The sequence below is a fragment of the Streptomyces termitum genome, from assembly GCF_014650175.1.
Lineage (GTDB): Bacteria > Actinomycetota > Actinomycetes > Streptomycetales > Streptomycetaceae > Streptomyces > Streptomyces termitum.
In genome coordinates this window covers 423,456-440,909 of record NZ_BMUL01000003.1, presented here as the reverse complement: position 1 = coordinate 440,909, position 17,454 = coordinate 423,456, and the positions used below count along the sequence as shown (strand labels likewise).

The 17,454-nt window shown below is 73.8% G+C and carries 12 protein-coding genes and 1 pseudogene; 7 read left to right on the top strand and 6 right to left on the bottom strand.

All coding sequences use genetic code 11. The features are described 5' to 3' along the window. The first annotated feature begins 50 nt into the window (after positions 1-50). The 4 genes from IE219_RS08135 to glgB all read left to right on the top strand — a co-directional run bounded on the left by IE219_RS08135 (position 51) and on the right by glgB (position 7,610). Positions 51-2,036, top strand: a complete 1,986-nt coding sequence (locus IE219_RS08135) for an alpha-1,4-glucan--maltose-1-phosphate maltosyltransferase (RefSeq protein ID WP_189975875.1) — start codon at positions 51-53, stop codon at positions 2,034-2,036. Continuing rightward, a complete protein-coding gene (treS, locus tag IE219_RS08130) occupies positions 2,033-3,727 on the top strand; it encodes a maltose alpha-D-glucosyltransferase (protein WP_189975874.1) in 1,695 nt (564 codons plus the stop codon). The genes IE219_RS08135 and treS overlap by 4 nt, the downstream gene beginning before the upstream one ends. 206 nt (positions 3,728-3,933) lie before the next feature. Then, positions 3,934-5,286 carry a maltokinase N-terminal cap-like domain-containing protein gene (locus tag IE219_RS08125; protein ID WP_189975873.1) on the top strand — a complete coding sequence of 451 codons (1,353 nt, stop codon included), beginning with the start codon at positions 3,934-3,936 and terminating at the stop codon, positions 5,284-5,286. 110 nt (positions 5,287-5,396) lie between these two features. Continuing rightward, positions 5,397-7,610 carry a 1,4-alpha-glucan branching enzyme gene (glgB, locus tag IE219_RS08120; RefSeq protein ID WP_229849645.1) on the top strand — a complete coding sequence of 738 codons (2,214 nt, stop codon included), beginning with the start codon at positions 5,397-5,399 and terminating at the stop codon, positions 7,608-7,610. On the opposite strand, the gene IE219_RS08115 is transcribed toward glgB, so the two are convergent. From IE219_RS08115 to IE219_RS08095, 5 genes and pseudogenes are all read right to left on the bottom strand, one after another. Further along, complete coding sequence (locus IE219_RS08115) at positions 7,597-9,831, bottom strand: HelD family protein (RefSeq protein ID WP_189975871.1); 2,235 nt, start codon at positions 9,829-9,831, stop codon at positions 7,597-7,599. The two genes, glgB and IE219_RS08115, sit on opposite strands and share 14 nt — an antisense overlap. 160 nt (positions 9,832-9,991) lie before the next feature. Beyond that, a complete protein-coding gene (locus IE219_RS08110) occupies positions 9,992-10,366 on the bottom strand; it encodes a thioredoxin family protein (RefSeq protein ID WP_308434013.1) in 375 nt (124 codons plus the stop codon). Beyond that, positions 10,363-10,779, bottom strand: coding sequence for a MerR family transcriptional regulator (locus IE219_RS08105; protein WP_189975870.1), 417 nt, complete (start codon positions 10,777-10,779; stop codon positions 10,363-10,365). Before IE219_RS08105 ends, IE219_RS08110 begins: the two co-directional genes overlap by 4 nt. Before the next feature lie 72 nt (positions 10,780-10,851). Next, positions 10,852-11,268, bottom strand: a pseudogene (locus tag IE219_RS08100) (nitroreductase family deazaflavin-dependent oxidoreductase); the annotation flags it as partial. Between the two features lie 188 nt (positions 11,269-11,456). Continuing rightward, positions 11,457-12,821, bottom strand: coding sequence for a cation:dicarboxylate symporter family transporter (locus tag IE219_RS08095; RefSeq protein WP_189975868.1), 1,365 nt, complete (start codon positions 12,819-12,821; stop codon positions 11,457-11,459). Between the two features lie 207 nt (positions 12,822-13,028). Here IE219_RS08095 and IE219_RS08090 point away from each other — a divergent pair, with 207 nt between their 5' ends. From IE219_RS08090 to IE219_RS08080, 3 genes are all read left to right on the top strand, one after another. Beyond that, on the top strand, positions 13,029-14,651 hold the full coding sequence (locus IE219_RS08090) for a sensor histidine kinase (RefSeq protein WP_189975867.1): 1,623 nt from the start codon (positions 13,029-13,031) through the stop codon (positions 14,649-14,651). Beyond that, positions 14,648-15,334 (top strand): response regulator, encoded by a 687-nt coding sequence (locus IE219_RS08085; protein WP_189975866.1) that lies wholly within the window; start codon positions 14,648-14,650, stop codon positions 15,332-15,334. Before IE219_RS08090 ends, IE219_RS08085 begins: the two co-directional genes overlap by 4 nt. Before the next feature lie 279 nt (positions 15,335-15,613). Beyond that, positions 15,614-16,222 (top strand): helix-turn-helix transcriptional regulator, encoded by a 609-nt coding sequence (locus IE219_RS08080; protein WP_189975983.1) that lies wholly within the window; start codon positions 15,614-15,616, stop codon positions 16,220-16,222. A 105-nt stretch (positions 16,223-16,327) separates the two neighbouring features. Here IE219_RS08080 and IE219_RS08075 read toward each other — a convergent pair whose 3' ends face one another. Next, positions 16,328-17,353, bottom strand: a complete 1,026-nt coding sequence (locus tag IE219_RS08075; RefSeq protein ID WP_189975865.1) for a 6-phosphofructokinase — start codon at positions 17,351-17,353, stop codon at positions 16,328-16,330. Positions 17,354-17,454 lie beyond the last annotated feature (101 nt).

Genomic DNA, 17,454 nt, shown 5'->3' with positions numbered 1-17,454 from the left:
ACCACCACCCGAACCCCCGTGAACCGTCAGGTGATGCCGTGAATCCGCTCATGGGACGCATTCCCGTCCTGGACGTCCGCCCGCTGGTCGACTGCGGCCGCCGCCCCGCGAAGGCGGTGGCCGGTGAGACCTTCGTGGTGTCGGCGACCGTCTTCCGCGAGGGCCACGACGCGGTCGCGGCCAATGTCGTGCTGACCGGTCCGTCGGGCCGGCCGGGGCCGTGGACCCCGATGCGCGAGCTGGCCGAGGGCACCGACCGCTGGGGGGCCGAGGTCACCCCGGACGCCGAGGGCCGGTGGACGTACACCGTCGAGGCGTGGAGCGACCCGCTGGCCACCTGGCGGCACACGGCGAGGATCAAGATTCCGGCCGGGATCGACTCCGAACCGGTCCTGGCCGAGGGCGCGGAGCTGCACGAGCGGGCCGCGCGGGGCGTGCCGAAGAAGGGCGGCGGGCGGGAGGCGGTGCTCGCGGCGGCGGACGCGCTGCGCGACGCCTCCCGGCCCGCGGCGGCCCGGCTCGCGGCGGCCCTGGCGCCCCGGGTGACCGAGGCCCTGGAGCGCCACCCGCTGCGCGAACTGGTCTCCGCCTCGCCGCCGTTGCCGCTGCTGGTGGAGCGGGAGCGGGCGCTGTACGGCTCCTGGTACGAGTTCTTCCCGCGCTCGGAGGGGGTGCGGACGGTCGACGGGCGGACGGTGCCGGGGACCTTCCGCACCGCGGCCGAACGGCTCCCGGCCATCGCCGCTATGGGCTTCGACGTGGTGTACCTGCCGCCGATCCATCCGATCGGCGAGACGCACCGCAAGGGCCCGAACAACTCCCTGTCGGCGAGCCCGGAGGACGTGGGCGTGCCGTGGGCGATCGGCGGTCCCGAGGGCGGGCACGACGCGGTCCACCCGGATCTGGGCACGATCGAGGACTTCGACGCCTTCGTGGCGCGGGCCCGGGAGCTGCGGATCGAGGTGGCGCTCGACTTCGCGCTCCAGTGCTCGCCGGACCATCCGTGGGTGGAGAAGCACCCGGAGTGGTTCCACCACCGCCCGGACGGCTCGATCGCCTACGCGGAGAACCCGCCGAAGAAGTACCAGGACATCTACCCGATCGCGTTCGACGCCGACATGGACGGGATCGTCGCGGAGACGGTCCGGGTGCTGCGGCACTGGATGGACCACGGGGTGCGGATCTTCCGGGTGGACAATCCGCACACCAAGCCGGTGGTGTTCTGGGAGCGGGTGATCGCCGAGGTCAACGGCCGGGACCCGGACGTGGTCTTCCTGGCCGAGGCGTTCACCCGGCCCGCGATGATGCGGACGCTGGGCGCGGTCGGCTTCCAGCAGTCGTACACGTACTTCACCTGGCGGAACACGAAGGACGAGCTGACCGAGTACCTCACCGAGCTGTCCGGGGACCTGGCGGCGCAGATGCGCCCGAACCTCTTCGTGAACACCCCGGACATCCTGCACGCCTACCTCCAGGAGGGCGGCCGGCCGGCCTTCGAGGCGCGGGCGGTGCTGGCGGCGACGCTGGCGCCGACCTGGGGGATCTACGCCGGGTACGAGCTGTGCGAGAACGCCGCGCTGCGGGAGGGCTCGGAGGAGTACCTGGACTCGGAGAAGTACCAGCTGCGGCCCCGGGACTGGGAGGCGGCGGAGCGCTCGGGCGCCTCGATCTCCCCGCTGATCACCGCCCTGAACCGGATCAGGCGCCGCCACCCCGCCCTGCGCCGCCTGCGCAACCTGTCCTTCCACCCGACGGACAACCCGCAGGTGATCGCGTACGCCAAGAAGTCGGGTTCGAACATCGTTCTGGTGGTCGTCAACCTCGACCCGCACCACACCCAGGAGGCGACGGTCTCGTTGGACATGCCGGAACTCGGCCTCGGCTGGCACGAGACCGTACCGGTGCGCGACGAGCTCACCGGCGACACCTATCACTGGGGCAGGAACGCCTACGTGCGCCTCGAACCGGGCGTCAGGCCCGCGCACGTGCTCGTCCTGCGACCGTCCCCGCAGACCGGAGGGTCACCCACCGCATGACTGTCAACGAGCCCGTCCCCGACACCTTCGAGGACACCCCCGCCAAGGACCGCGACCCCGACTGGTTCAAGCGGGCCGTCTTCTACGAGGTCCTCGTCCGCTCCTTCCAGGACAGCAACGGCGACGGCGTCGGCGACCTGAAGGGCATCACCTCGCGCCTGGACTACCTCCAGTGGCTCGGCGTGGACTGCCTGTGGCTGCCGCCGTTCTTCACCTCGCCGCTGCGCGACGGCGGCTACGACGTGGCCGACTACACCTCGGTCCTGCCCGAGTTCGGCGACCTGGCCGACTTCGTCGAGTTCGTCGACGCGGCGCACCAGCGCGGGATGCGCGTGATCATCGACTTCGTCATGAACCACACCAGCGACCAGCACGCGTGGTTCCAGGAGTCGCGGCGCGACCCGGACGGCCCGTACGGCGACTACTACGTCTGGGCCGACGACGACAGCCAGTTCCCGGACGCCCGGATCATCTTCGTCGACACCGAGGCGTCGAACTGGACCTTCGACCCGGTCCGCAAGCAGTACTACTGGCACCGGTTCTTCTCGCACCAGCCGGACCTCAACTACGAGAACCCGGCGGTGCAGGAGGAGATCCTGTCGGCGCTGAAGTTCTGGCTGGACCTGGGCATCGACGGCTTCCGGCTGGACGCGGTGCCGTACCTGTACCAGCGGGAGGGCACCAACTGCGAGAACCTCCCGGCCACCCACGCCTTCCTCAAGCGGGTCCGCAAGGAGATCGACGACCACTACCCGGACACGGTGCTGCTGGCCGAGGCCAACCAGTGGCCCGAGGACGTCGTCGACTACTTCGGCGACTTCCGCTCCGGCGGCGACGAGTGCCACATGGCCTTCCACTTCCCGGTGATGCCGCGGATCTTCATGGCCGTGCGCCGCGAGTCGCGGTACCCGGTCTCCGAGATCCTGGCGAAGACCCCGGAGATCCCCTCCGGCTGCCAGTGGGGCATCTTCCTGCGCAACCACGACGAGCTGACCCTGGAGATGGTCACCGACGAGGAGCGCGACTACATGTACGCCGAGTACGCCAAGGACCCGCGGATGCGGGCCAACATCGGCATCCGGCGGCGGCTGGCCCCGCTCCTCGACAACGACCGCAAGCAGATGGAGCTGTTCACCGCGCTGCTGTTCTCGCTGCCGGGCTCGCCGGTGCTGTACTACGGCGACGAGATCGGCATGGGCGACAACATCTGGCTCGGCGACCGGGACGGGGTCCGCACCCCGATGCAGTGGACCCCCGACCGGAACGCGGGCTTCTCCTCCTGCGACCCCGGCCGGCTCTCGCTGCCCGCGATCATGGACCCGGTCCACGGCTACCAGGCGATCAACGTGGAGGCGGGGATGGCCTCGCCGTCCTCGCTGCTGCACTGGACGAAGCGGATGATCGAGGTGCGCAAGCAGAACCGCGCCTTCGGCACCGGCACGTACACCGAACTCCCGGCCTCCAACCCGGCGGTGCTCGCCTTCCTGCGCGAGGAGGGCGACGACCTCGTCCTGTGCGTGAACAACTTCTCCCGCTCCGCCCAGCCCACCGAGCTGGACCTGCGGCGCTTCGCCGGGGCCCGGCCGGTGGAGCTGGTCGGCGGGGTCGAGTTCCCCGCCATCGGCGAACTGCCCTACCTGCTGACGCTGGCGGGGCACGGCTTCTACTGGTTCCGCCTGAAGCGGGGCTGACGGGCGCTCCGCCCGTGATCGTCCGGTGCGGGGCGGTTCGTCCCGCCCCGCACCGGGCACCCTCCCCTCCCGGGCCCCGCCATCCGGGCCCTCCCTCTCCGACACGTCCCGCACATCCGGACACCCAGAGCCGCCATCCGGGACAATCTGCGCATTTGAACGCTTACGAGAGCCCTGTGCGCACCCCGGGGAAAGGACGCGTTGCCATGCCGGAGACCGCCGCAACCACCACCCGGGCCCCCGACGCCCTCCTCCCCCTGCTCGCCCCCCTCCTCCACCCGTGGCTGCCCCGGCAGCGCTGGTTCGCCGGCAAGGGCCGCCGGGTCACCGGCTTCAGCCTCGACGCCGCCACCGAGCTGCTCCCCCTCGACGGCCCCGGCCCCGGCCTGCTCCACCTGCTGCTGCGCGTCGAGCAGCCCGGCCGCCCGGCCGGCGAGCCCGCCGACTGCTACCAGCTCCTCCTCGGCGTCCGCGACCGGCTGCCGCCCCGGCTCGCCCCCGCCCTCATCGGCCGGATCCGGCAGGGCCCGCTCGCCGGCCGGGCCGTCTACGAGGGGCTGCGCGACCCGCGCCTGGCCGGGCTCCTCTACGAGCGGCTGCGCACCCCGGGACGCGCCGGGCCGCTGCGCTTCCACGCCACCCGCGCCCTGCCCGGCGGCCTCGCCCCCCGCGTCCTCGACGCCGAGCAGTCCAACTCCTCGCTCGTCTTCGGCGACGCGTACATCCTCAAGATCTTCCGGCGGGTCAGCCCCGGCGCCAATCCCGACCTCGAACTCCCCCTCGCCCTCGGCCGGGCGGGGTGCGACCGGGTTCCCGGGCCGGTCGCCTGGTTCGAGACCGCCGACGCCACCCTCGGCGTCCTCCAGCCCTATCTGCACGGCTCCCGCGACGGCTGGCGGCTCGCCCTCGACGCGCTCGCCGCCGGGCGCGGCTTCACCGCAGAGGCGCGCGGGCTCGGCCGGGCCACCGCCGAGGTCCACCTCGCCCTCGCCCGCGCCCTGCCCACCCTGCGGCTGCCGCGCGCCGAGACCGAGGACCTCGCCGCCGCCATGGACCGGCGGCTGCACGCCGCCGCCCAGGCCGTCCCCGCGCTGCTGCCCTACGTCCCCGGGCTGCGGACCGCGCTGGCCGCCGCCGGCGGGGCGGAGGGGGCGGGCGCGGTGCAGCGCGTCCACGGCGACCTCCACCTCGGGCAGACCCTGCGCGGCTCCGACGGCGCCTGGGCGGTCATCGACTTCGAGGGCGAGCCGGCGAAGCCGCTCGACGAGCGCCGCCGCCCGCAGCCGGCCCTGCGCGACGTCGCCGGGATGCTCCGCTCCTTCGACTACGCGGCCCGCACCCACCGGCCCTGGAACGCCCAGTGGGCGGCGCGCTGCCGGGCCGCGTACTGCGCCGGCTACGCGGAGGTCTCGGGCGCCGACCCCCGGGCCGACCCGGCGCTGCTGCGGGCCTACGAGACGGACAAGGCGGTGTACGAGGTGGTGTACGAGGCGCGGCACCGCCCCGACTGGCTGCCGGTCCCGATGTCCGCCATCCAGCGCCTGGCCGCCCCCGCGTGACCCCCCGGGCCGCCGCCCCGGAGGCAGAGGGCCCGTTCGGCGGAGTGTCCGGGGCGGGGGCCGATCCGTTGCCCTATTCGGAACCTTTCCGACATTTCAGGAGGACCCCGGTGACCGCCAAGACGCCCCGCACGGCGCCCCCGCTCGACCCCGGCGAGCGGGCCCGGCTGCTCGCGGGCGAGCACCACGACCCGCACGCGCTGCTCGGCGCCCACCCGGTGAAGGGCGGCATCGTGCTCCGGACGCTGCGCCCGTGGGCGCGGAGCGTGACGGCCGTGCTGCCCAAGGGGCGGACGGTCGCGCTGCACGACGACGGCGACGGCCTCTTCTCGGTGCTGGTGCCGCTGCTGCGGAAGGTCCCGGCGTACCAGCTGAGGGTGGCGTACGAGGACGCCGAGACCACCGTCCGCGACCCCTACCGGCACCTGCCGTCGCTGGGCGAGCTGGACCTGCACCTGATCGGGGAGGGCCGGCACGAGGAGCTGTGGACGGCGCTCGGCTCACGGGTGACGGAGCACGAGGGCGTGACCGGCACCCGCTTCGCGGTGTGGGCGCCGAACGCCCGGGGCGTCCGCGTCACCGGCGACTTCACGCACTGGGACGGCACCGCGCTGCCGATGCGGTCGCTGGGCTCGACGGGCGTGTGGGAGCTGTTCGTGCCGGGCGTCGGCGAGGGCGCGGCGTACAAGTACGACATCACCCGCCCGGACGGGACGCACACGGTCCGCGCGGACCCGATGGCCCGCCGCACCGAGTGCCCGCCCAGGACCGCGTCGATCGTGACCGCCTCGCAGTACACGTGGGGCGACGCCGCATGGATGGAGCGGCGCGGCGCGCGGGCCCCGCACGAGGCGCCGATCTCCGTGTACGAGCTCCACCTGGCGTCCTGGCGGCCCGGCCTGAGCTACCGCGAACTGGCCGTGGAGCTGCCCGCGTACCTCCTCGACCTCGGCTTCACCCACGTCGAGTTCATGCCGGTGTCCGAGCACCCCTTCGGCGGCTCGTGGGGCTACCAGGTCACCGGCTTCTACGCGCCGACGGCCCGGCTGGGCACCCCGGACGACTTCCGGTTCCTGGTGGACTCGCTGCACCGGGCGGGCATCTCGGTGCTGATGGACTGGGTGCCCGCGCACTTCCCGAAGGACGAGTGGGCGCTGGCCGAGTTCGACGGGCGGCCGCTGTACGAGCACCCGGACCCGCGCCGCTCGCACCACCCGGACTGGGGGACGCTGGAGTTCGACTACGGCCGCAAGGAGGTGCGGAACTTCCTGGTGGCGAACGCGGTCTACTGGTGCCAGGAGTTCCACATCGACGGCCTGCGGGTGGACGCGGTGGCGTCGATGCTCTACCTGGACTACTCGCGCGAGTACGGCGAGTGGCTGCCGAACGCGCACGGCGGGCGGGAGAACCCGGACGCGGTGGCCTTCCTCCAGGAGATGAACGCCACCGTCTACCGGCGCTGCCCCGGCATCGTCACCTTCGCCGAGGAGTCCACCGCCTGGGACGGGGTCACCCGGGCCACCGACCAGACGGGCCCCGGCGGCTTCGGCGGCCTGGGCTTCGGCATGAAGTGGAACATGGGCTGGATGCACGACTCGCTCCAGTACATGGAGAAGGAGAGCGTGCACCGCAAGTACCACCACCACGAGCTGACCTTCTCGATGGTGTACGCGTACAGCGAGAACTACATCCTGCCGATCTCGCACGACGAGGTGGTGCACGGCAAGCGGGCGCTGGTGTCGAAGATGCCCGGCGACTGGTGGCAGCGGCGGGCGAACCACCGGGCCTACCTGGGCTTCATGTGGGCCCACCCGGGCAAGCAACTGCTCTTCATGGGGCAGGAGTTCGCGCAGGGCTCGGAGTGGTCGGCGGACACCGGGCCGGACTGGTGGCTGCTGGACCCGGAGTACGGCGCCGAGGCCGACCACCGGGGCGTGCGGGACCTGGTGCGGGACCTGAACCGGGTCTACACGGCGACGCCCTCGCTGTGGGAGCGGGACACCGTGCCCGAGGGCTTCGAGTGGATCACCGGGGACGCCGCCGACGACAACGTCATCGCCTTCCTGCGGTACGACGGCCTCGGCTCGCCGCTGCTCGCGGTCTGCAACTTCTCGCCGGTGGTCCGGCACGACTACCGGCTGGGGGTGCCGGACGCCTTCGCCGCCTGGGGCGAGGTGCTGAACACGGACGCGGCCCGGTACGGCGGCTCGGACGTGGTCGGCACCGACCCGGTGAAGACCGAGTCGGTGCCGTGGCACGGGCGGGCGGCGAGCCTGCGGACGACGCTGCCGCCGCTGGCGACGGTCTGGCTCAGGCCGGCCTGACGATCCCGAGCCGCTGGGTGGCCCGGGTCAGCGCCACGTACAGGTCGTTGACGCCGTGCGGGGAGCCGGCCCGGATGCCGTCCGGGTCCACCACCAGGACCGTGTCGAACTCCAGGCCCTTGGCCTGCCGGGGGTCGAGGAGGACGACCGGCCGGGTCAGGTCGGGGGCCGGGCCGTGCGAGGCGGCCGGGAGCGCCCCGGCCAGGGCGGGGTGGAGGGCGGGCGGGGCGATGACGGCGAGCCGGCCGCCCTCCCGCGCCTCGGCCGCGACCGCCTCCGCGACCGCCGCGACCGGGTCCCCGGCCGTCCGGTCCCAGGGCTCGGTACCGGTGGAGCGGACCGAGCCGGGCGGCTCGAACCCCGGGTCGTCCGCCCGCCGGACGGCCGCCGCGACCGCCATGATCTCGGCGGGGGTGCGGTAGTTGACCCCGAGCCGCACGTGCCGCCAGCGGTCCTCCACGTACGGGGCGAGGATCTCCTCCCAGGAGCCGACGCCCGCCGGGTCGCCGGTCTGCGCGGGGTCGCCGACCAGGGTCATGGAGCGGGTGGGGCTGCGGCGCATCAGGAGCCGCCACTGCATCGCGGACAGCTCCTGCGCCTCGTCGACGACGATGTGGCCGAAGGCCCAGGTGCGGTCGGCGGCGGCCCGCTCGGCGGCGGTGCGGTGGTCGGCCTCCTCCTGCCGCTCGGCGAACCGCTCGGCGTCGATGATGTCGTGCGCCGACAGCACCTCGGAGGCGTCCTCGTCCAGCTCCTCCTTGTCCTCGAACTCGTAGGTGCGGGAGGCGAAGGAGACGTCGAGGACGCCCTGCGCGTACTGCACCCGGCGCTGCCGCTCGGCCTCCTGGAGGGCCCGCTCGGCGGAGTCGTCGCGGCCGAGGAGCTCGGCGGCCTCGTCGAGCAGCGGCACGTCGCCGGGGGTCCAGTCGCCGCCGTCGCGGCGGATCGCGGCGGCGTCCTCCGCCGGCAGGTGGGCGGGGTCGGCGAGGTAGCCGGCGAGGAACTCCTCGGGGTCCAGCTCGGGCCAGAGGGTGCCGATCGCGTCGTGCACGTCGGGGTTGGCGGCGATGCCCTTGGCGAGCAGGGCGACGTCGTCGGGGCCGAGGAAGTTGGGGCCGCCGTAGGGGTCGGCGCCGATCCGGTCCGCGAGCTGCTCCGCCAGCGCGTCGAGGATCCGGAAGACGAAGTGGGGGCGGGCGAGGTTGTGCGGGAGGGCGGTCTCGCGGGCCCGGTTGCGGGCGTCCAGGGTCATGTCGTGGTCGATGACGAGGTCGCCGTCGTCGTGCGGGACGACGAGCGGCGCGTCCCGGTCGGGGACCCGCTGCCGGTCGCGGACGGCCAGCGCCAGCGCCCCGGCCATCCGGGCGTCGCCCTTCACGGCGGCGGCCCGGGGGGTGTCGGTGCCGGTGGCGCGGACGCCGGGGTACAGCTCGCCGGGGGTGGCGAGGAGGACGCCGGTCTCGCCGAGGGAGGGCAGCACGTCGCCGATGTAGCCGAGGAAGGCCGGGTTGGGGCCGACGATGAGGACGGCCCGCCGGGCGAGCTGCTCGCGGTGGGCGTAGAGGAGGTACGCGGCGCGGTGCAGGGCCACGGCGGTCTTGCCGGTGCCGGGACCGCCCTCGACGACGAGGACCCCCTGGTGCGGGGTGCGGATGATGGCGTCCTGCTCGGCCTGGATGGTCTGCACGATGTCGTGCATGCGGCCGGTGCGGGCGGCGTCGAGGGCGGCGAGCAGCACCTCGTCGGCGTCCCGGCCCTCGTGGCCGGTGCGGGTGCGGTCGGCGAGGTCGAGGACCTCGTCGTGCAGCGAGACGACCTCGCGGCCCTTCGTGGTGAGGTGCCGGCGGCGGGTGAGGCCCATGGGCTCGTGGCCGGTGGCGAGGTAGAAGGGACGGGCGGCGTCGGCGCGCCAGTCGAGGACGAGCGGGGTGCGCGCGGGGTCGTCCTCGCGCAGCCCGATGCGGCCGATGTGGTGGTCGCGGCCGTCCTTGAAGACGAGCCGGCCGAAGCAGAGTCCGGTCTCGCCGGCGTTGAAGGCGGCGAGCAGGCCGGAGCCCTCGGCGACCAGGACGTCCCGCTCCAGGCGGGACTGCGCGCTCCCGGTGCCGGGGGCGCGCAGCGCCTGTGCGACGGCCTCCTCGGCCCGGTCCCTCAGGTCGTCGAGCCGCGCGTAGAGCGAGGTGATGAATTTCTGCTCATCCCGAATTGGCTCGGTTGACAATGCGACTCCCAGCGCGGTAAAGTGCCTTTAGTGAATGCTTCGTGAACTTATGAATCAACTGATTCACAGAGCACACGGAATTCACCAATATAGGCTCCACACCAACCCGGCTGTCAATTCAGCCGGGTTTTTCGCGTTCCGGGGACCGGGCTCCGCCGGGTCAGTCCAGGACGTCCGCCAGCTCCTCCCGCAGCCGCCGCTTGGGACGCGCCCCCACCATCGACCGGACCGGCTCGCCGTCCCGGAAGACCATCAGGGTCGGGGTCGCGAGCACCCCGTGCCGGACGGTCGTCTCCGGGTTGCGGTCCACGTCGATCTCGACCACCCGCAGCCGGCCCGCCTCCTCTGCGGCGAGCGCGGCGAGCACCGGCGTCAGCTGCCGGCACGGGCCGCACCAGGCGGCCGTGAACTTCACCAGGACCGGCACCCCGGCCTCCAGCACGTCCGCCGCGAACGCCGCGTCCGAGGTCTCCGCCACCGTGCCCGCCGGGGGAACCACCGCCGCGCCCTCCCGGGGAACCGTCGTCTCCGTCATGTCTCCGTGCCTCCTGTCGTCTCCGCGCCCAGCTCGCAGCGGGGGGCGGGGCCCTGCGGCAGTTCCGCCTCGGCCCGCAGCAGCTGGGCGGCCACCTGGTCGCGCACGTCCCGGAGCCGGCCGAGCAGCCCGTCCAGCTCGTCGAGCTTGCGGCGGTAGACGGCGACCGACGCGGGACAGGCGTCCCCCGCCGGATGCCCGGCCCGCAGGCAGTCGACGAACGGCCGGGTCTCCTCCAGCTCGAACCCGAAGTCCCGCAGGGTCCGGATCTCGCGGAGCAGCCTGAGGTCGCTCTCGTCGTAGGTCCGGTGCCCCCGCTCCGTACGCCGGGCGGGCAGGAGACCACGGGACTCGTAGTACCGCAGGGTCCGCGTGGTCGTTCCGGCCCGCTCGGCCAGCTCTCCGATGCGCATGAGGACGAACGTACGCGTTGACGCCGACGTCAGGGCAAGCGCCGGAGCCGTACGGGATCAGGCGGAGCCGTCCTCCGGGGCGGGGGCGCGGCGCAGGACGACGACCGGCAGGACCCGGTCGGTGCCCTTCTGGTAGTCGGCGTAGCCGGGGGCCGCCGCGACGACCTTCGCGAAGAGCTCGTCCCGCTCGGGCCCGGCGGCGGGGACGGCGGTGGCCCGCCAGGTCTCCGTGCCCCGCTCCACGGTGACGGCGGGGTGGGCCAGGACGTTGTGGTACCAGTGCGGGTGGCGGTCGGAGCCGCCGGCCGAGCCGACGACGAGGAGCCGGTCGCCGTCCTCGACGAAACCGAGCGGCACAGTGTGCTCTTTCCCGGACCGGGCGCCGGTGGTGGTGAGGAGAAGAAGCACCCATCCCTCGAAGGGGCCGCCGAGCCGTCCGGCGTTGGTGCGGAATTCTTCGATGATCTGCCGATTGAAGTCGAGGGGCAAAATGCCGTTCCTGACTGTTCTCTTGCCTCCATGTCTCCGCTTTCGAGCGCGGACCGACACGCGACGCGAGGTGCCCCCATTCTGACGCGAACGCCCTCGACGCTGTCAAGGGCGTTGCGCGCGGGGGAGGTTCCTCCCGGTGCCCGGATCCGGCTCAAGGCCCGGGTCCCGGGAGGAGGTGCGGCGGATCAGACCCCGGCGCGGGCGCGCTCCTCGCCCTGGTCGCGGGGGTCCGGCACGGTACCGGCGCGGTCGGCGTGGCCGCCGTGCTCGTCGACGAGCGTCTTCTCGTCGAAGGGAACCTTCCCCGCCAGCACCTCGGCCACCCGCTCCCGGTCGATCTCCTTCGTCCAGGTGCCGACCAGGACGGTGGCGACGGCGTTGCCCGCGAAGTTGGTGAGGGCGCGGGCCTCGCTCATGAAGCGGTCGATGCCGACGATCAGGCCGACGCCGTCCACCAGGTCGGGGCGGTGCGACTGGAGGCCGCCGGCGAGGGTGGCGAGGCCCGCGCCGGTGACGCCCGCCGCCCCCTTCGAGGCGATGATCATGAAGACGAGGAGGGAGATCTGCTCGCCGACCGAGAGCGGGTCGCCCATCGCCTCGGCGACGAAGAGGGAGGCCATCGTCAGATAGATGGCGGTGCCGTCGAGGTTGAAGGAGTAGCCGGTGGGGACGGTGATGCCGACGACCGGCTTGGAGACGCCGAGGTGCTCCATCTTCGCGATGAGGCGGGGCAGCGCCGACTCGGAGGAGGAGGTCGACAGGATCAGCAGGAACTCGCGGCCCAGGTACTTCAGCAGCGCCCAGATGTTGACCCCGGCGACCAGCCGGAGCAGCGCGCCCAGGACGACGAAGACGAAGAGGGCGCAGGTCAGGTAGAAGCCGATCATGATGACGGCGAGGGACTTGAGGGCGTCCACGCCGGTCGCGCCGACGACGGCGGCGATGGCGCCGAAGGCGCCGACCGGGGCCGCCCACATGATCATGCCGAGGATCCGGAAGACCAGCCGCTGGATGTGGCCGATGCCGCGCAGGACCGGCTCGCCGGCCGGGCCCATCGCCTGGAGCGCGAAGCCCGCGAGGAGGGCGACCAGCAGGGTCTGGAGGACCTCGCCCCCGGTGAAGGCGGAGACCAGGGTGGTGGGGATGATCCCGAGGAGGAAGTCCGGGGTGGACTCGCTCGCGCCCTCGGCCTGCTGGGCGCCGGCCTCGGCCAGCTCCTTGGTCAGGTGGAGGCCGGAGCCGGGCTCCAGGAGGTTGCCGACGACGAGGCCGATCGCGAGTGCGACGGTCGACATCACCAGGAAGTAGCCGAGCGCGAGGCCGCCGACGGCGCCGACCTTGGCGGCCTTGCGGACCGATCCGACGCCCAGGACGATGGTGCAGAAGATGATCGGCGAGATCATCATCTTGATGAGGTTGACGAAGCCGGTGCCGAGCGGTTTGAGCTCGACGGCCACGCCGGGGGCGAGGAAGCCGACGGCGACGCCGAGCAGGACGGCGCCGATCACGGCCAGATAGAGGTAGTGGGTACGGTCCCGGCGCGCGGCCACGGCGTCCTCCTGGTGCTGGGGGGGGTGTCCACGTCCCGGTGGACTCCGCGACTATCCACCAGCCTGTGACCGGGGTCACGGTTGCGTACGTTTCGTTCACGGCCGAAGCGTGCGGCTCCCCCCGGGCCCCGCCGGGAGCCGGGGCGCAGGGCACGATTCGGGAACGCAATGCCCCGGAGCAAATCCGCTGGGGGCAGACTGACCCGCATGCGCCTCCCGCTCCTCCGCTCCCTCCCCCGGCCCCGCAGCCTGGCCGGACAGCTCTTCGCCATGCAGGTCGTCCTGGTGGCCGTCGTCGTGGCGGGCTGCGCGGTCTTCGCCTACCTCTCCGACCTCGACCAGGCCGAGGAGACCGCGCGCCGCCAGTCGCGGGCGACGGCGACGGCGGTGGCCGGCTCGCCCTCGGTGGTGGCGGCGGCCCGCTCGGCGAACCCCTCCGCGCTGCTCCAGCCGTACGCGGAGGAGCTGCGGCGGCGGGCCGACGTGGCCTTCGTGGTGGTCATGGCGCCGGACGGGACCCGGTGGACGCACCCCGAGCCGGAGCAGATAGGCCGCCACTACCTGGGGCACATCGAGCAGGCGGCGCGCGGCGAGACCCTCTCCGAGACCCATCGGGGCACCCTCGGCCCCTCGGTGCGGACGATCACCCCGGTCCTCGACGGCGGGCGGGTGGTGGCGCTGGTCAGCGCGGGCATCACGATCGAGCGGATCAGCGAGCAGGTACGGGAGCAGATGGCGGCGCTGCTCGGGACGGCGGGCGCGGCGCTCGCGCTCGGCGGCGCGGGCACGTACGTGATCAACGCGCGGCTGCGGCGGCACACCCACGGCATGAACGCCGCCGAGCTGAGCCGGATGCACGACTACCACGAGGCCGCGCTGCACGCGGTGCGGGAGGGGCTGGTGATGCTCGACGGGCGGCGGCGGATCGCGCTGATCAACGACGGGGCGCGGGAGCTGCTGGGCCTGGACGAGGGGGTGGTGGGCCGGCCGGCGGCGGAGCTGGGGCTGCCCGCGCCGCTGACCGGGGCGCTGCTGTCCTCGGAGCCCCGGGTGGACGAGACGCACCTGACGGCGGACCGGCTCCTCGTCGTCAACACCCGGCCGGTGGTGGGCGGGGAGCGGCGGGGCACCGTCGTCACCCTCCGGGACCGGACCGAACTCCAGTCGCTGTCGGGCGAGTTGGATTCGCAGCGGGGGTTCACGGAGGCGCTGCGCTCGCAGGCCCACGAGGCGGCGAACCGGCTGCACACGGTGGTGTCGCTGATCGAACTGGGCCGGGTGGACGAGGCGGTGGAGTTCGCGACGGCCGAACTGGAGCTGGCGCAGGCGCTGACCGACCGGGTGGTGGACGCGGTCGGCGAACCGGTCCTGGCCGCCCTGCTGCTGGGCAAGGCCGCGCAGGCCAACGAGCGGGGGGTGGAGCTGGTGCTCACCGAGGACAGCCGGATCGACGACGGGCTGCTGCCGCCCTCGCTGCCGGCCCGGGACCTGGTGACCGTGCTGGGCAATCTGGTGGACAACGCGGTGGAGGCGGCCGGCGGCACCCCGCAGGCGCGGGTCACGGTCACCGTCGCGGCCCGCGCGGGCGACGGGGAGCTGCTGCTGCGGGTCGACGACAGCGGTCCCGGGGTGCGGCCCGCCGACCGGGACGCGGTCCTCGGGCGCGGCTGGTCGACCCGGGGTCCCGGCCGGGGCCTCGGCCTCGCCCTGGTGCGGCAGGCCGTCGCCCGCGCCGACGGGACCCTGGCGGTGGACGGGGCGCCGGGCGGCGGCGCCCGCTTCACGGTCCGGGTGCCGCTGGCCCGTACCCCGGCGGGGGGTGCGGTGTGAGCGGGGTCCAGGAGATCCGGGTGCTGGTCGTCGAGGACGATCCGGTGGCCGCCGACGCGCACGCGCTGTACGCGGGGCGGGTGGAGGGCTTCCGGGTGGTGGGGACGGCGCACTCGCGGGCGGCGGCGGTGCGGCTGCTCGACCGGGTGCCCGTCGACCTGATCCTGCTCGACCTCTACCTGCCGGACGGGCACGGGCTCGCGCTGCTGCGGGCGCTGCGGGCGGCGGGGCACGCGGCGGACGTGATCGCGGTGACCTCGGCGCGCGATCTGGCGGTGGTCCGCGAGGGGGTGTCGCTCGGGGTGGTGCAGTACGTGCTCAAGCCCTTCGCCTTCGCCACGCTGCGGGACCGGCTGGTGCGGTACGCCGAGTTCCGGGGCGCGGCCGGGGAGGCGTCGGGGCAGGACGAGGTGGACCGGGCGCTGGCCGCGCTGCGGGTGCCGCGCCCGGCGGCGCTGCCGAAGGGGCTGAGCGGGCCGACGCTGGAGGCGGTCACCCGGGCGCTGCGGGAGGAGCCGGCAGGGCTGACGGCCGCCGAGGCGGGCGCGGTGGTGGGCATCTCGCGGATCACCGCCCGCCGCTACCTGGAGCACCTGGTGACGGAGGGCCGGGCGGTACGGGCTCCGCAGTACGGGCAGATCGGCCGGCCCGAGCTCCAGTACCGCTGGCGCGGGGCCCGCTAGGCCCTGTCCCGCGAAGATCCGCCGGACCGGGCCTGGACCCGGTCCGGCGGATCTTCGCGGATCGGTCCTCGGCGTCCGCTGAGCCCCCCGGAACGGGGTTTTCCGCTCACCGGACGTCACGTCCCGATTACCGGCCGGTTCCCCCGTTCCTCCAGACCGTGACGTCGTACGAACGCACCGTAGCCAGATCCGGGGGCGCGCCTCTACCGTGACGGGGTGCACCACCCTTCTCCCCCCTTCGACGCCTCGGCCGCGCGCCGCCTGCGCCAGGGCCTCGGCATGGCTCCGGGCCATGTCGCGTACGGCCTGCGGGCCCAGTACGGCCTGTCCGTGACCCCCGAGACCGTCGCCGCCTGGGAGCGGGGCACCGTCGTGCCGGACGCGCGGGAGCTGACCGCGCTCGCGGGGGTGCTGTGGTGCGGGCCCGCCGATCTGATCGCGGCCGCCTCCTCGCTGCGCGAGCACCGGCTGGCGCGCGGCCTGTCGGCGGAGGAGCTGGCCCGCCGGGTGGGCCTGGGGGCCTCCGCGTACCAGCGCATGGAGGACGAGGGGAGCTGGCGCGGCACCGAGCGGCAGACGGCGGCGCTCGCCGAGGCGCTGGGCCTGGGGCCGCGCGCGCTGGTCACGGCGACGGGCGGCGACGAGCGGCTGGCGGAGCTGCTGCGCGACGCGGCGACGACCCGCTGGCAGGCGTACGTGAAGCCGGCCGTGCGGCTGCTGCCGCTGCCCCGGCGGGTGGTGGAGCCCGCCCTGGCGCACCTGCACGCGGAGTACCACGCGCGGATGGCGGCGACGAGCAGCTGGGGCGCGTCCGGCGGCGACGGCGACGAGGGCCGGGCCTATCTGGACGCGGTGAACGACCACTTCTGGGCGGCGGTCGGCCTGTAGGCCCGCCGTCCGGATCGGGATCCGGGTCCCGGGTCCCGGGAAAGACGTGACGGAGGTCCCGCCGGGCGGGACCTCCGTCGTCGTGCCGCGTGCGCGGGGCGCCGGTCAGAAGACCGACTCGGCCTCGCGCATCCGGTCCTCCGGGACCGTCTTGAGCCGGGTGACCGCCTCGGCCAGCGGGACCATCCTCACGTCGGTGCCGCGCAGCGCGGTCATGTTGCCGAACTCGCCCCGGTGCACGGCCTCCACGGCGTGCCAGCCGAAGCGGGTGGCGAGGACGCGGTCGTACGCGGTCGGGGTGCCGCCGCGCTGGACGTGGCCGAGGATGACCGGGCGGGCCTCCTTGCCGAGCCGCCGCTCCAGCTCGTACGCGAGGGCGGTGCCGATGCCCTGGAAGCGTTCGTGGCCGAACTGGTCGATCTCGCCCTTGCCGTAGTCCATGCTGCCCTCGGCCGGGTGGGCGCCCTCGGCGACGCAGATGACGGCGAACTTCTTGCCCCGGGAGAACCGCTCCTCGACCATCTTGACCAGGTCGGCCGGGTCGAAGGGCCGCTCGGGCAGGCAGATGCCGTGGGCGCCGCCGGCCATGCCGGACTCCAGGGCGATCCAGCCGGCGTGACGGCCCATCACCTCGACGACCATGACCCGCTGGTGGGACTCGGCGGTGGTCTTGAGCCGGTCCATCGCCTCGGTGGCGACGCCGACGGCGGTGTCGAAGCCGAAGGTGCGGTCCGTGGAGGAGATGTCGTTGTCGATGGTCTTGGGGACGCCGACGACCGGGACGCCCGCGTCGGAGAGCATCCGGGCGGCCGTCAGGGTGCCCTCGCCGCCGATCGGGATGAGGGCGTCGAAGCCGCTCTTCTCCACCAGCGCCTTGGCGTTGTCGCAGGCCGCGGCGAAGCGGGCGCGCTCCAGGCGGGAGGAGCCGAGGATGGTGCCGCCGCGGGCGAGGATGCCGCTGACGGCGTTCAGGTCGAGGGTGCGGTAGCGGCCGTCGAGGAGTCCGGCGTAGCCGTCCTCGAAGCCGATGACCTCGTCCCCGTAGTTGGTCACGGCCCGGTGGACGATCGACCGGATCACGGCGTTCAGGCCGGGGCAGTCGCCGCCCGCGGTGAGGACTCCGATGCGCATCGTGCTGTGTCTCCTGCTCGGTCGCGGTCCTGTGAGCGCTTCCGATTCTCACACGGCGGGCGCGGCGGCGGCGGCCCGCGCTGCTCCGGCCGGGCCGGGAA